This is a genomic window from Pseudarthrobacter sp. HLT1-3 (genome assembly GCF_059383535.1).
In genome coordinates this window covers 96,792-111,528 of record NZ_JBWZCJ010000002.1, presented here as the reverse complement: position 1 = coordinate 111,528, position 14,737 = coordinate 96,792, and the positions used below count along the sequence as shown (strand labels likewise).

10 protein-coding genes are annotated in these 14,737 nt (G+C 68.7%); 7 read left to right on the top strand and 3 right to left on the bottom strand.

Annotated features, from left to right (window positions below; genetic code table 11):
• Positions 1-60 precede the first annotated feature (60 nt).
• Positions 61-1,116 (top strand): 2,3-butanediol dehydrogenase, encoded by a 1,056-nt coding sequence (locus AC50X9_RS02235; RefSeq protein ID WP_494889724.1) that lies wholly within the window; start codon positions 61-63, stop codon positions 1,114-1,116.
• Positions 1,117-1,198: 82 nt separating this feature from the next.
• On the top strand, positions 1,199-2,269 hold the full coding sequence (locus AC50X9_RS02230; RefSeq protein ID WP_494889722.1) for an alkene reductase: 1,071 nt from the start codon (positions 1,199-1,201) through the stop codon (positions 2,267-2,269).
• Between the two features lie 163 nt (positions 2,270-2,432).
• Here the strand turns inward: AC50X9_RS02230 and AC50X9_RS02225 are convergent, their stop codons facing one another.
• The gene (locus AC50X9_RS02225) at positions 2,433-6,077 is read right to left on the bottom strand and encodes a TM0106 family RecB-like putative nuclease (RefSeq protein WP_494889720.1); all 3,645 of its coding nucleotides are present in this window, start codon (positions 6,075-6,077) and stop codon (positions 2,433-2,435) included.
• Positions 6,078-6,267: 190 nt separating this feature from the next.
• Between AC50X9_RS02225 and AC50X9_RS02220 the strand changes: the two genes are divergently transcribed.
• The 5 genes from AC50X9_RS02220 to AC50X9_RS02200 all read left to right on the top strand — a co-directional run bounded on the left by AC50X9_RS02220 (position 6,268) and on the right by AC50X9_RS02200 (position 13,145).
• Complete coding sequence (locus AC50X9_RS02220) at positions 6,268-6,870, top strand: SOUL family heme-binding protein (protein ID WP_494889718.1); 603 nt, start codon at positions 6,268-6,270, stop codon at positions 6,868-6,870.
• A gap of 106 nt (positions 6,871-6,976) precedes the next feature.
• Positions 6,977-9,565, top strand: a complete 2,589-nt coding sequence (locus AC50X9_RS02215; RefSeq protein ID WP_494890168.1) for a Tex family protein — start codon at positions 6,977-6,979, stop codon at positions 9,563-9,565.
• A 188-nt stretch (positions 9,566-9,753) separates the two neighbouring features.
• Positions 9,754-11,148: an OFA family MFS transporter gene (locus tag AC50X9_RS02210; RefSeq protein WP_494890166.1), complete on the top strand. Its 1,395-nt coding sequence runs from the start codon at positions 9,754-9,756 to the stop codon at positions 11,146-11,148.
• Position 11,149: 1 nt separating this feature from the next.
• Positions 11,150-11,293, top strand: coding sequence for an MFS transporter small subunit (locus tag AC50X9_RS02205; RefSeq protein WP_494889716.1), 144 nt, complete (start codon positions 11,150-11,152; stop codon positions 11,291-11,293).
• A 100-nt stretch (positions 11,294-11,393) separates the two neighbouring features.
• Positions 11,394-13,145, top strand: coding sequence for a gamma-glutamyltransferase family protein (locus AC50X9_RS02200; RefSeq protein WP_494890164.1), 1,752 nt, complete (start codon positions 11,394-11,396; stop codon positions 13,143-13,145).
• Positions 13,146-13,225: 80 nt separating this feature from the next.
• Here the strand turns inward: AC50X9_RS02200 and AC50X9_RS02195 are convergent, their stop codons facing one another.
• Positions 13,226-13,624 carry a VOC family protein gene (locus AC50X9_RS02195; RefSeq protein ID WP_494889714.1) on the bottom strand — a complete coding sequence of 133 codons (399 nt, stop codon included), beginning with the start codon at positions 13,622-13,624 and terminating at the stop codon, positions 13,226-13,228.
• Positions 13,563-14,675, bottom strand: coding sequence for a DUF222 domain-containing protein (locus tag AC50X9_RS02190; RefSeq protein WP_494889712.1), 1,113 nt, complete (start codon positions 14,673-14,675; stop codon positions 13,563-13,565). Before AC50X9_RS02190 ends, AC50X9_RS02195 begins: the two co-directional genes overlap by 62 nt.
• Positions 14,676-14,737 lie beyond the last annotated feature (62 nt).

Sequence of the window (14,737 nt, the reverse complement as noted above, 5' to 3'; positions counted from 1 at the left end):
ACATGCCGTGGATGCGCCTGACCGGCGCATCCACGGCCCGTAATGCGAAGGAAAAACACCATGAAAGCAGCACGATTCCATGCCCGCGAGGATCTCCGGATCGAAGATGTCCCGGAGCCGGAGCTGCGCCCCGGAGCGGTGAAGATCGCCGTCGCCTGGTGCGGGATCTGCGGCACGGACCTTCACGAATTCCTGGAAGGGCCGATCTTCACCCCACCGCCCGGCCATCCCCACTCGCTGTCGCACGAGGCCGCCCCCGTCACCCTGGGACACGAGTTTTCCGGCACGGTCGCGGAACTGGGCGAGGGCGTTACCGGGCTGGCCATCGGAGACAGCGTCGTGGTGGAACCCTACATCGTCTGCAATGAATGCGGCCCGTGCCTCAGCGGGCACTACAACCTCTGCACCAAAATCGGCTTCATCGGCCTGGCGGGAGGCGGCGGGGGCCTGAGTGAGAAGATCGTCGTCGACACCCGGTGGGTCCACCCCGTCGGCGACATCCCGCTGGACGAAGCCGCCCTCATTGAACCCCTCGCCGTGGCCTATCACGCCGTCGGCCGGAGCGACGTCAAAGCCGGGGACGTCGCCGTTGTCGGCGGTGCCGGCCCCATTGGACTGCTGACCGCGGCGGTCCTCAAGGGCCTCGGCGTCACCACGATCGTCACTGAGTTGTCGGCTGCCCGGAAGGACAAGGCGGTTTCCTCGGGCGTCGCGGACCATGTTCTGGACCCGAGTTCCGACGACGTCAAGGCCCGGGTGCTGGAACTGACCAACGGCGGCGGGGCGGATGCAGCCTTTGAATGCGCCGGCGTGAATGCCGTGCTGGACACCATGCTCGACGTCGTGAAGCCGGCGGGCGTTGTGGTCAACGTGTCGATCTGGGGACATCCGGCCACCGTGGACATGCAGAAGGTCGTCCTGAAGGAAATCGACCTCCGCGGCACCATCGCCTACTGCGGCGATCATGCGGCCGCGATCAAACTCGTCCAGGACGGAAAAGTCGACCTGAAACCCTTCATTACGGGAAGAATCGCCCTGGACGATCTCGTGGACAAGGGCTTCGACACCCTGATCAACCACAACGACACGGCGGTGAAAATCATCGTCCACCCCTAGTGATCCGAGTCACGCCCGGAATAGTTGCAGGCGCCGCGCAGTTGCCGCCAGAGAACCCAATCCCTTGTGAAAGGAACTGCGCATGCTGTTTTCCCCGATGACCCTCGGCGAGCTGGAACTGCCCAACCGGCTGGTGATGGCGCCGCTGACCCGCGTCCGCTCCGGCAAGGAGGGCGTTCCCGGTCCGCTGGTTGCCGAGCACTACCGCCAGCGTGCGTCCCTCGGCCTGATCGTGAGTGAGGGCACCTACCCCAGCCACGCAGGCCGGGGAATGCCGGGCCAGCCGGGCCTGGTGACGGAGGAACAGCTCAAGGGCTGGGCCGACGTCACCGCCTCCGTGCATGCCGAGGGCGGCCGCATCTTCGCCCAGGTGATGCACGCCGGACGCGTCACGCATGAAGACACCACTGGCGGTCACCAGGTGGTGGCGCCGAGTGCCATCGCGATCGACGGCCAGACCCGCACCTACGAGGGCAAGCAGGCATTCCCCGTTCCGCACGCCCTGACCACCGACGAACTGCCGGGCATCCTCGAGGAGTTCGTCACCGCGTCCCGCAACGCCATCGGTGCCGGGTTCGACGGCGTCGAGCTGCACTCAGCCAACGGCTACCTGCTGCACGAATTCCTGGCACCGTCCGCCAACCAGCGCGACGACATCTACGGCGGCTCACCGGAGAACCGGGCGCGCTTCGTCATCGAAGTGACCCGGGCCGTAGTGGACGCCATTGGCGCCGACCGGGTCGGCATCCGCATCTCGCCCGAGCACAACGTCCAGGGAGCCCTGGAACTTGACGCAGCAGACGTCCGGGCAACCTACGGGATCCTCGTGGATGCCTTGGCGCCCCTGAACCTCGCCTACCTGAGCGTCCTGCACAAGGAGCCGACGAGCGCCTTGGTGCAGGAACTGCGCACCCGCTTCAACGGCACCTTCCTGCTGAACACGGGCTTCGGCGTCGTCACCACCCGCGAGGAAGCCACCGCGATTGTTGCGGACGGCCACGCTGACGCCGTCGTCGTCGGACGCCCGGCCATCGCCAACCCGGACCTCGTCCGCCGTTGGCGGGAAGGACTTCCGACCAATGTGGCAGACTCGGCCACCTTCTACACCGACGGCGCCCAGGGCTACACCGACTACCCGGCGTACCAGAACTAGGTCAGCCAGGAACCACCGGCACCTCCGCGGGGTCCAGCAGTACCCCTAGGGGCGGACATGTCCCGCCGCAGCCACGAACAGTGGGCAGAATGCCATTCTGCCCACTGTTCGTGTTTAAGACTGAGCATGTCCCGCGGGGCCCGGGGTGAAGAATCAGCATGTCCTACCGGCTGGCGGTGACCGAGTGCTGGCACAGCCCGATGAACCCGCCCAGCTGCTCCAGGCCCTCGGGATGCGCGGGGAGGTAGTTGGTCAGCTCTGGTGCGCGGACCACGACGGCGCGCCACTGGCCGCGGGAGACCGCCACGTTGATCCGGTTGCGCGAAAGCAGGAATTCCATGCCCCGCGGCGCCTCGGCCACCGCCGAGCACGCCATGGACACGATCACGACGGCGGCTTCCTGGCCCTGGAACTTGTCCACCGTTCCCACCCGCACGCCGGCGAGCCCCGCGCTGTCCAGGGCGCCGCGGATCACGTTGACCTGGGCGTTGTAGGCGGCCACAACCAGGATGTCGGCCGCGCTGAGGGGGCGGGTGCCCTGCTCGGAATGCCAGCTCAACCCCAGATGGCGCCGCACCTGCCGGACGACTTCGGCGGCTTCCTCGGTCGAGGACGTGACGTTGCCGCTGTGCTCCACCAGAACGGTTTCGATCCCGGGCGGAGCTCCGTCGAGCCGACGGAGCTCCGCCGCCGGAGCCGAGCGCAGCTTTCCTTCATAGGAGAGTTCCGAGACGGCCCGGCAGAGCTCGGAGGTCATCCGCCACGAGTCGGCCAGAAAATAGCCAAGGTCCGGCGGGAGCGTGGCATGACCGGCGGAAACCCAGCCGAGGGCCGACTCGTCCACCGGCTCGGGGTGGGCTCCCTGGCTGACCTGCGGCAGCTGCTGCGGATCGCCGAGCAAGAGCAGGCGGCTGCTGGCCTGTGCCACGGCGAGGGTGTTGGCCAGGGAGAACTGCCCGGCCTCGTCGATCACCAGCAGGTCCAGGGCGCCGGCCGGAACGTTGGCTCCCGTCATGGTCCACGCAGTGCCGCCGATGAGCGCCCCACCGGGCGAACTGAGCAGGCGCGCCACGTCTTTCGCCGAGCGCTGCTGCCAGGGGAGGGGCTCCGCGTGTTTCATATCCTTGGCCACCAGGGACGGATCGACGCCCGCCTTGTTTACAGCCGTCGTCAGCAGGTTCTCCACCACCGCATGGGACTGGCCCACGACACCGACTTTCCAACCCCGGGCAACCAGCCGGGCAATGACGTGCGATCCCACGTGGGTTTTGCCGGTCCCGGGTGGTCCCTGGACCGCGACGTAGGAGTGGTCCAAGGCGATGACGGCCTCCGTGATCGCGTCGATAAACCGGTCCGGGCCTTCCCCGGGCGCGGGCAGTTGCGCCCCGGACCGCAGCCGCGGCGGAAGGCGGCGGATGAGATCGAGCGCGGGATGGTGCGGAAAGACGGGCGGATTGGACTGCAGTGCAGCGGCCACGGTGGAGGCCAGCGCCGCCAGCGCGTCTTCGAGGCTCTTGGTCTGGATGGGCTGGTCCTCGGTCAGCGCAACCGGGACCTGGCCGTAGGGGTCGGTGGCCTTGCGGAGCTTGTCCCGGATGACAACGGTGTCCCTGCCGTCCTCGTGACCGAGCTCCAGAACCTCGGTGCCGAACCACCCGTTGCGTCCGGTCCCGTTGATTCCCGTGCCCTCCAGCCCGGCCGGCAGCGGCGGCTCATACATACGGAACCATTTGCTGCCCTCGCGGAGGTCCGAGCCCGGACTGACCGTGCCAATCAGCTTCACCCTCCGCTCCGGGAGCTTGGCGCCGTCTTTCCACCAGTCCTCGAGCACCTCCGCGTCCTCAACGAGGAACACATTGCGGTCCTGCTGGTGATGCGTGTCCGGGCCGTTTTCGCAGCGGTCGAAGTGCGCCCACCAGAACGCCTTCCGCTCCCGGCGGTGATAGCTGACCGCCGCCGCCAGCATCGACACCGCCTTCTTGTCAGACACGGACAGCCCGACGCCGGCACTCGCCAGCCCGCCCAGCGCCACTTCCAGCGGATCCAGGTCAGCGGCACCCCGCCCGGTGTCCAACGCGGTGTCCGCGCCGCCGGCAACCGTTTTGGTCGTGCCCGTGGAGGCGGCGCCGCTGCCAGAGCCGCCGCCGCCCGACCTGATGCCGCGATCCCGGGCCAGGCCCAGGAGCCAGTTCCGCAGCTCCAGCGTGGAGAGGCAGTCGTATTCGTTGTAATCGGAGATCCCTGCGAGGATCGTGGCCGCTTCCTCAGCCCGGCCGTCGTCGCGGGCGTCGCAGAAATGCGCGTAGGCCACCACCGAGGCGCCGGCGTCCTTCACGTCCCCCGAGCGCAGATTGTTCCCCATGTACAGCGGCTCGAGCTTCTTGATGCTGTAGGAGTTCTCGGAGATGCGGATGCTGTTCCGGACAGTCTGGTAGAGGTCCACCAGGAGGCCTTCCCGCAGCCACTCGTCAACGATGTCTTCGCCGGCAACGTGCAGCACGGAGAGCTTTCGGAGCGCCGTTTTCTCGTAGGCGGCGTAGTGGTAGACGTGCATGTCCGGGTAGTCTCGGCGGCGTTTTTCGACGTAGTCGAGGAAATCGAGGAACGCATGCTTCTCCGCCTCCCGGCTGTGCGCCCAGAAGGGCCGGAAAACCCCCGGGACACCTGGCCCCGTCGGCGCCTCGATAACGCCGAACAGATACTCCAAGCCCCAGACGCCGGTCGCGCTTTCCTGCCACAGGGGATCGCCCTCGAAGTCGAAGAAAATGTCACCCTCGCTGGGCGGGGGAAGCTCGGCGAGCGTGTTTTCCGGAATCACTCCAAAACGAATGGTGTACGCTTCGCCGTCCTTGGCGAACCGGACCTCCCCATCCGCAGCGCCCAGACCGCTCTGCATCCGGGCCTGGGCCTGCAGGCGCAGCAGCGAGGCGTTCGGGTTCACGAGGGTGGCTTCCGCAAACGCTCGGACAGTCCGGATGCCGTCCTGGTGGAGTGCCTTGCGCCGCGCCGAATTCATCCGCGCCACCAGGAGCAGATCGTCGGTGGCTACGACCTGCTCGTGGCAGTAGTCGCAACGGCCACAGGCGCTGAGCCCGGGCGCACCCCACCGGACGGTCTGCTGCTGCGCCAGGTGGGAGGACGTCAACGCCAGAAAGCGGTCCCGCCGCTCCCGGAAGACCGGCAGGATCTCCGCAAGTTTGTGGTGGCTGCGGACGTAGTCGAAGCCGCCGCCAGGAAGCGGGACGGTAGCGCCCAGGACCAGGGTCACCGCCGGGGAGGGTGTGATCCCGGCTTTCACCAACTGGTCGCCGTAGGCTGCCAGCTGGAGCAGAGCGGTCACCTTCGCGTGGCGGGCCAGCTTGGTGTCGAACACCGCATAGCTGCCGTCAGCCTGCCGGACCAGGAAGTCGGACCGGCCGTGGAATTGGCCGTCGAAGAACGCCGCCTGGAACACAACGTCGGCGCCGGAGCGCAGGGCATCGATGGATTCCCGGTGTTTGGCCTGAAGCGTCGCGCGGTCCATGGACTCAGCCGGGACGACGTCGTAAACGCCGCGTCCGGTGGCCGGCGCCCAGTGGCCGAACTGCGCGACGAAGCTGTCGAGGACCTTGCGCTCGTGGAGGTCGCCCAGCACGGCGGCGTGCTTGAGCATCTCGTCGTCGTCGAAGACCGCTTTGGGCGAGCGGCCCGCTTTCTCGTCCAGCTTCCGGAGCAGCTGGTACTCGCAGCTGGCCGCGATCACGAGGTCGCTCGCGGAAAAGACCAGGTCCCGTGCGGAACCCGGTACTTCCGGTTCAAGGAAAAACACAATGCCCCCGATGTTGATGCGTGCTGCCTGGATGCGGTGCTGTCTAAATGCGGTGCTAATAGACGGAGCGCTGTCTTCACGGTTCGCCCGTCTAATCCTCAAGTTATCAAAGCCCTCTGACAATCCTCCGGGCACGTCGGGTTGAGGGGACTGGTTCCGGTCGGAGGCCCGGCGTAGGGTTCTGAGGACGATGACCGAACAGCAGCCCTTCGAATTGATCCAGTGCTTCCCGGATTTCGAGTTGCGCCGCTATCCCGCGCATGCGGTCGCCGAGGTGCAGGTCAACGCGACGTTCGACCGGGCCGGCAATGCGGCCTTCCGGCACCTCTTCAACTACATCAGCGGCAACAACACCACCAGCCAATCGGTGCCGATGACCGCCCCGGTGGTGCAGGAACCCGGCCCGTCGCAGAAGCTCGCCATGACCGCCCCGGTGCTCCAGCGCGGATCCCTGACCAGCGGCGGGGACGCCGCCGAGTACACCGTCGCCTTCGTCCTGCCGGCCGGGACGACCGCGGAAACCGCCCCGGTCCCAACGAATCCGGACGTCAAAATCCGGACCGTGCCCGGTTCCCTGACGGCCGCACTCAGCTTCTCCGGCGGCGGATCGGAGAGCGCCTTCGGGAAACGGAACCGGGAACTGCAGGCCGCGCTGGCCACAGCCGGTCTCACCGCCGTCGGGCTCCCACGGTTCGCCCGCTTCGATCCGCCCTTCAAGCCCTGGTTCCTCCGCCGCAACGAGGTCCTCCAGGACGTCGAGCAGCCCCGTCCCGCCCCCGGCACCGCCGAGTGAAGGCCCGGTAAGGCAAAATGGCAGGGTGACCCAACTCCCGCACAGCCCTTCCCCGTCAGCCTCCGCAACGCCCCCGAAGGCGCCCGTCCAGGTGGCATCCGTCAAGGTGGCGTCCTCAGGGACGCCGTCCGCCAAGGCCCAGGCTCCGCGCACGCAGGAGTCCGGCATCGCGGCCCAGATCGCCGCCGAGCTCGGCGTGCTGGCCTGGCAGGTCAAAGCGGCCGTGGACCTGCTCGACGCCGGGTCCACCGTGCCGTTCATCGCCCGTTACCGCAAGGAGGCGACCGGGACGCTGGATGACACGCAGCTTCGCGACCTGGAGGAGCGGCTGCGTTACCTCCGCGAGCTGGAGGACCGCCGCCGGACCATCCTCGAGGCGATTGCCGCGCAGGGTGCGCTGACCCCGGAACTGCAGGCCGCCGTCGCCGGCGCCGACACGAAGTCCCGGCTCGAGGACATCTACCTGCCGTTCAAGACCAAGCGGCGGACCAAGGCGCAGATCGCCCGCGAGGCCGGGCTGGAGCCGCTCGCCGACGCGCTGCTGAAACGGCCCGAGCTGGATCCGGAGCGCGAGGCCAACAAGTACCTGAAGGCCGAACACTCCATCGAAGACGCCGCCGCCGCGCTCGCCGGCGCCCGCTCCATCCTGGTGGAACGAGTCGCCCAGGATGCCGACCTGGCCGCCACGCTGCGCGAGCGGCTCTGGACCCAGGGCCGGATGGTGTCCCGCGTGAAGAAGGGCAAGGACGCCGAGGGGCAGAAGTTCAAGGACTATTTCGAGTTCTCCCAGCAGCCGTCCGGGATGCCCTCGCACCGCGTCCTGGCATTGCTGCGCGGCGAAAAGGACGGGGTCCTGGAGCTGGATCTCGCCGAGGCTGAACCGAACGACGACGCCGCCCTCACCGCCGCGCGCAGTCGGTACGAGGCCGCTGTGGCCCGGTTCCTCGGGGTCGCCGACCGCGGCCGGCCCGCCGATGCCTGGCTGCTGCAGACCGCCCAGCTGGCCTGGCGCTCGCGCGTGCTCGCCCGGCTGACCGCGGACCTGCGGAGCCGGATGTTCGCCGCAGCAGAGGACGAGGCCGTGCGGGTCTTCGCCGCCAACCTCCGCGATGTGCTCCTCGCAGCCCCGGCCGGAAACCGCGCCACCCTGGGCCTGGACCCGGGACTGCGCACTGGGGTGAAGGTCGCGGTCGTGGACGGCACCGGCAAGGTCGTCGCGACCGACACCATCTACCCGCACGCCCCGGTCCGGAAGTGGGACGAGGCGCTCCGGACCCTGGCGAACCTGGCGCGGAAGCACGCCGTCGAACTTGTGGCGATCGGCAACGGCACCGCCTCCCGGGAGACGGACAAACTCGCCGCTGAACTGCTCAAGCAGCTCACCGCGGGCGCGGCCGGCACACCAAGCAGCACACCGGGCCGCAAGCCGGGCAGCAAACCGCAAAAGGTCGTGGTGTCGGAGGCCGGCGCCTCGGTGTATTCCGCGTCGGCGCTGGCCTCCGCGGAGCTGCCGGGCATGGACGTGTCCCTGCGCGGGGCCGTGTCGATCGCGCGGCGGCTGCAGGACCCGCTCGCGGAGCTGGTGAAGATCGAGCCGAAGTCGATCGGCGTCGGGCAGTACCAGCACGACGTCACCGCCGCCAAGCTGGACCGCAGCCTCGATGCCGTCGTCGAGGACTGCGTGAACGCCGTCGGGGTGGACGTCAACACCGCCTCCCCGGCGCTGCTGAGCCGCGTCGCCGGCGTCGGGCCGCTGCTGAGCGAGAACATCGTCGCCTACCGGAACGAGAACGGCCCGTTCCACAAACGCAGCGAGCTGAAGAAGGTGCCGCGGCTCGGCGCCAAGGCGTTCGAACAGTGCGCCGGCTTCCTGCGGATCACCGGGGGAGCGGAGCCGCTGGATGCCTCCAGCGTGCACCCGGAGGCGTACCCGGTGGCGCGGAAGATCAAAGCCGCCGCCGGCGGGAAGGGCCCGGCCGCGGCAAGCTACGCCACCTTGAATCCGCAGGACTTCGTCGACGGCTCTTTCGGGCTGCCCACGGTGCAGGACATCATCGCCGAACTCGATAAGCCCGGCCGCGACCCGCGTCCGGCGTTCGCGGCGGCGACGTTCTCGGAGGGCATCGAGAAGATCTCCGACCTCAGGCCCGGGATGGTGCTGGAAGGGACCGTCACCAACGTCGCGGCCTTCGGCGCGTTCGTCGACGTCGGGGTGCACCAGGATGGCCTGGTGCACGTCTCCGCGCTGGCCAACCGCTTCGTCGCCGACCCGCATGACGTGGTCAAATCCGGCCAGGTCGTCCGTGTCAAAGTGCTGGAGGCGGATCCGGAACGGAAGCGGATCTCGCTGACGCTGCGGCTCGACGACGAACCGGCAGCCGCCGGCGGACGTGCCTCCCAGCCGGACCGTTCGCGGCAAGCGGCCCCCCAGACTGCGCCGCGGCAGCCTGGCCAGCGGCCGGCGTCGAAGCAGCCGTCAAAGCAGCCGTCCGGGAAACCGGCTCCCGAGCGCCGGACGCCCGGCAGGCAGCCGCAGACGTCGTCGCCCGCCCCGGCTCCTGCCAAAACGACGCCCGCCAAAACGACGTCGGCCCCGGCTCCCGCCAAAACGACGCCCGCCAAAACGACGCCGGCCCCGGCTCCCGCCAACACTGCGATGGCCGAGGCACTGCGAAGAGCCGGGCTCGGAAAGTAGGACACGGAAAATAGGGTCCGAAAGAGCCCTTCCTGACCGCTTGTCGCGGATTTCCTACCACTCGGCGCAGATCTAGTACGTTTGCTGATGATCTGCACCATGATTGCCGAAGGCAACGGCCCAAACTGGAGGTCCTTCGCCTCTATGCCGGTGGGACGCCGATGTCTGCGACAAGCAAGGGAGCACTTATGGGCTGGCTGGACCGTGAACGAACCATCGCCCCACCGGGATTCAACCGGTGGCTGGTGCCACCCGCGGCGCTCGCCGTGCATCTGTGCATCGGGCAGGCGTACGCGACGAGCGTCTACAAAACGGCGCTGGTGAAGCACTTCGGCGCCAGTCTGACCGAGATCGGCGTGATCTTCTCGATCGCCATCGTGATGCTGGGCCTCTCGGCCGCCATCATGGGGACCTGGGTGGATAAGAATGGCCCGCGCAAGGCGATGTTCACGTCGGCGATGTTCTGGGCCAGCGGCTTCCTGATCGGCTCGCTCGGCATCTTCAGCGGCCAGCTCTGGCTGGTCTACCTCGGCTACGGCTTCATCGGCGGCATCGGACTGGGCATCGGCTACATCTCACCGGTCTCCACCCTGATCAAATGGTTCCCGGACCGGCCGGGCCTCGCGACCGGCATGGCCATCATGGGCTTCGGCGGCGGCGCCCTGATCGCCAGCCCGGTCTCCACCGCGCTGCTGAAAATGTATGACCCCAACTCCGGGGCCAAGGGCTGGGTGGCCAGCGGCGACTCCGTCGGCAAGCTCTTCCTGACCCTCGCCGCCGTGTACCTCGCCTACATGCTCTTCGGCGCCTTCACCATCAAGGTCCCGGCCGACGGCTGGAAGCCGGACGGCTTCGACGCCTCCAAGGTCAAGGCCGCCACGCTCGTCACCACGGACAACGTCTCCGCCAAGAACGCCGTCAAGACCAGGCAGTTCTGGCTCGTCTGGATTGCCCTCTTCTGCAACGTCACCGCCGGGATCGGCATTCTGGAGCAGGCTGCTCCGATGATCCAGGACTTCTTCCGCCAGTCCGACGGCGTGTCCCTGGTCAGCGCCGCGGTCGCGTCCGGCTTCGTCGGGCTGCTCTCGATCGGCAACATGTCCGGCCGCTTCGCCTGGTCCGCCACCTCCGACGTGACCGGCCGCAAACGGATCTACATGATGTACCTCGGCGTCGGCGCCGTGCTCTACACGGTGCTGGCACTGGCCGGTTCGACAACCACGTTCCTCTACGTGGCGCTCGCCTTCGTCATCATCTCCTTCTACGGCGGTGGCTTCGCGACCGTCCCGGCCTACCTCCGCGACCTGTTCGGAACGTTCCAGGTCGGGGCGATCCACGGCAGGCTCCTGACCGCGTGGTCCGCGGCCGGGATCGCCGGGCCGCTGATTGTCAACGCTTTCCTGGATGCCCAGGGCAAGCCCGGCCAGCTGACCGCCGCGTCCTACCAGCCCGCGCTGCTGACCATGGTGGGGCTGCTGGTCATCGGCTTTGTGGCCAACCTGTTGGTCAAACCGGTCGACAGCAAGTTCCACGAACCACGCCCGGACCGCGTCCGGGCCGAAGAACCCGCCTTGGAGGCCTGAGATGAGTAGTGCACATCTGTCTGCTGAACAGACATCGGGAAAGCCGTCCACCGGGAAACTGGCCATCGCCTGGGCGCTGGTCGGCGTGCCGCTGGGGTACGGCGTCTACGAGACCCTTACCCGGGTGGCGGCCCTGTTTGGCTGACCTCGCTGAAGAGGCGTTGACTCCGGCGGCGGTGGGGTCGGTGGCGTTCACCCGCCCGGACCCGTTCACCACCCGCCCCACGCTGCAGGGCACCTTCGGGATGAGCGCCTCGACGCATTGGCTGGCGACGGCGGCCGCGCAGGCCGTGCTCGAACGCGGCGGGAACGCGTTCGACGCCGCCACGGCGGGCGCCTTCGTCCTGCATGTCGTGGAGCCGCACCTGAACGGTCCCGGCGGCGACATGACCGGCGTCTTCGTCACCGCGGAGGAACCGGGCAGACCGCTTGTCCTGATGGGCCAGGGGCCGGCGCCGGCCGGAGCCACCGTGAAGCACTACCTCGCCGAAGGCCTGGAACTCGTGCCGGGTTCGGGCGCGCTGGCCGCCGCGGTGCCTGCCGCCGTCGACGCCTGGCTGCTGCTGCTGCGCGACCACGGGACCTGGGAACTGGACGAGGTGCTTGCCTTTGCGGTCGGCTATGCCCGCGACGGGCACCCGATGCTGGGCAGGGTTAGGACGACAATTGCCGCGGTGGCTGAGCTTTTCCGGACGCACTGGCCCAGCTCGGCGGACCTCTGGATGCCCGGGGGACGGATTCCGGCCGAAGGGGAGCTGGTCCGGAATCCGGCCTACGCCCGGACCCTGCAGCGTCTGGTCGACGCCGGGGCGGCCGGGGATTCCCGCCAGACCCGGATCGACGCCGCCCGCCGCGAGTGGCGCGAGGGCTTCGTGGCCAGGGCCATGGTGGATTCGGTGCAGATACCGCACCGGCACTCCTCCGGGGCCGACCACCGCGGGGTCCTGGCGCTGGCGGATCTCGCGGGCTTCGAGGCCGGGTACGAGCCGGCAGCCACCGTTGAGTTCCGGGGTCACACGATCGCCAAGACGGGGCCGTGGGGACAGGGCCCGGCGCTGCTTCAGACGCTCGCCATTCTCGAAGGGTTCGAGGACCGGTGCCTTGACCCGTCCACCGAGCTCGGGACCCACACCATCCTGGAGGCCCAAAAGCTGGCGCTCGCGGACCGGGAAGCGTACTACGGCGACACCGCCGTGCCGCTGGAGTACCTGTTGTCCGCGGAGTACTGCGCGGACCGCCGGGCGCTGATCGCGGAGCAGGCCTCGCACGACTTCCGGCCGGGAACCGTGCCCGGGCATGAGCCCTACGTACCGCCGCTGCGCACCCACTACACGCCGCCGGCCCTTGCCGGAGCGGGAGCCGCCGGGCTCGGGGTGGGGGAGCCCACCGTGGCACCGAGCGGGGAGACCCGCGGCGACACCTGCCATATCGACGTCGTGGACCGCTGGGGCAACATGGTCTCGGCCACGCCGTCGGGCGGCTGGCTGCAATCCTCGCCGGCCATCCCGGAACTGGGGTTCTGTCTTGGCACCCGCCTGCAGATGACCTGGCTGGAACCGGGGACTCCCTCGACCCTGACGCCGGGCAAACGGCCCCGCACCACGCTGACGCCGACCCTCGTGTTGCGGGACGGCCAGGCCGTGACCGCGCTGGGTTCGCCGGGCGGTGACCAGCAGGACCAATGGCAGCTGCCGTATCTGCTGCGCACGATCATCGGCGGCTACTCACCACAGCAGGCCATCGATGCGCCCACGTTCCATACGACGTCGATGCCCGGTTCGTTTTGGCCGCGCACTTGGGAGCCCGGCGGCGCCGTCGTCGAGGACCGACTGGGCGAGGATGTCATCGCGGGACTGGAGCGCCGCGGGCATGTGGTCACCAGGGTGGGCGGCTGGACGCTGGGAAGGTTGTCAGCGGTGGTGCGGGATCCTTCGACCGGAGTCCTGCAGGCAGCGGCAAATCCCAGGGGCGCGCAGGGGTACGCTGCCGGGCGTTAGGGCATTGCGGCTCCCCTTTTGCGTCTGCCCACGTCACCCGGTCACTTGATGTGCCGGCTTCGGTGTCGGCCTCTGGCCGTTCAGCCGACGAATTCGTTGAGCGCGATCACGTTGCCCTCGGAGTCTTCCAGAAATGCGGATTTCGCGGATCCGAAGTCCATCACGTCGCCGACGGGCGTGCCCTCGACGCCAGTGAAGCTGGCCGGGGCCAGCGGCCGGAAGGTGGCACCCCGGGCCTTGAGCACTTTAACGACGTCCTCGATGCCGGTGACCATGAAGCTGACCACCGGGTAGGGCGGTGGAACGCGGTCAGGCATTTCGCTCAGGGCAATGCTCGAGCCTTGGGCTGCGGCGAACACCATAGGGTCGTCCGTCGGGCCCGTGAGCAGTTGGAGGCCGAGGACGTCGCGGTAGAACCTACGGGCGCGGTCGCCGTCCTGGGCCGGCAGGATCGGATTGACGTAGAACTGGCTCAGCATGCGTGCCTCCTCCGCCGCAGTGCGATTGCGGATGCTTCCATCGTGGCAGAATCCGGGGACCCGGAGGGGACTTCGTGGCGCCGCTCAGGCCGCGGCCGGCAGCCCCGTCATTCCCGTCTGCTGTGGTTTGGGCGGTGGTGTTTCGGGGGTTGGTGGCGGTGTTCATCACGGTTAGGAGGTGTTCGAATTGTTCGGCGGTCGCGAAGATCTCGACGTGCTGGAGCCCGTGGCGGGGTTTGCGGATGAAGGCGCCCTGGAGCTGGCGCAGCAGCTCCTCGGAGGGCTCGGCGCCGTCCTGATCCAGCGCATCGGTCCAACTCCGGGCCACGCGGGCGAGGAAGTCCGGGTCGTTCTCCGCCGCAGTGCGGGTCAGGGCCTGTTCCATCCGGGCCGCGGCGTCGGCGTCGCAGACGTGCCGGACCCGGTCCAGGGCCAGCGTGATCAGGGTCGCGGACCGCGACGGGACGTCCCCGGCGGCGACGGCGGCGCCGAGGACCCCATACGCGGGGGCCAACGTGTTGCCGGTGAAGCCCTGGCGGGGCAGCAGGGTCCCGGCGAGCGACAGCCGGTGCCGGGCCTCGGCGGCGCTGATCCGCAGCCGGCCCCGCAGGAACTCCGTGGTGTTCCGGTACCCGTCATCCACCACCCCCACACCCACACCCGCGGCAGCGCCAGCCGGGCCGGCTGCGGGTCCCGGGCCGGCTGCGGGTCCCGCGTCGGCCACGGGGCCTGGGTTCTCGCGCCAGCCGGTCGTCCACGAGGAGCCCGCTTTCGCGGTCGCGGCCTCTTTCCTGGTCCGGTCCACGGCGGCGGCGGCCACAAGCTGCAGATACTCCAGCGTCCGCGAGAGTTCCTCCAGCGTCCCGGCGTAATCCGCGGCGGCCCGGAATCCCAACAACGCCGCGTCCCCGACCGCCGTCGACCCCGCCTCCCGGAGCAACGCCAGCGCCCCCTCCACCCCGGACCGCCCGGCGCCGGCGACAGCCACGGTCCCGGATTCTGCGCTCCGGCCCGTGCCCTGGAAAGGAATGAAATCCCTGAAGATTTCCATGAATAAATTGTCTCAGCGAGGTCAGACACTATTAGCGGCAGGAAGATATGGAGGCGTTACGT

Bases quoted from the DNA above. Each gene is read 5' to 3' on its own strand.
- AC50X9_RS02205 (WP_494889716.1), top strand. From the start codon at position 11,150: ATGAGTAGTGCACATCTGTCTGCTGAACAGACATCGGGAAAGCCGTCC.
- AC50X9_RS02210 (WP_494890166.1), top strand. From the start codon at position 9,754: ATGGGCTGGCTGGACCGTGAACGAACCATCGCCCCACCGGGATTCAAC.
- AC50X9_RS02200 (WP_494890164.1), top strand. From the start codon at position 11,394: ATGAGCGCCTCGACGCATTGGCTGGCGACGGCGGCCGCGCAGGCCGTG.
- AC50X9_RS02235 (WP_494889724.1), top strand. From the start codon at position 61: ATGAAAGCAGCACGATTCCATGCCCGCGAGGATCTCCGGATCGAAGAT.
- AC50X9_RS02195 (WP_494889714.1), bottom strand. From the start codon at position 13,624: ATGCTGAGCCAGTTCTACGTCAATCCGATCCTGCCGGCCCAGGACGGC.
- AC50X9_RS02230 (WP_494889722.1), top strand. From the start codon at position 1,199: ATGCTGTTTTCCCCGATGACCCTCGGCGAGCTGGAACTGCCCAACCGG.
- AC50X9_RS02220 (WP_494889718.1), top strand. From the start codon at position 6,268: ATGACCGAACAGCAGCCCTTCGAATTGATCCAGTGCTTCCCGGATTTC.
- AC50X9_RS02190 (WP_494889712.1), bottom strand. From the start codon at position 14,675: ATGGAAATCTTCAGGGATTTCATTCCTTTCCAGGGCACGGGCCGGAGC.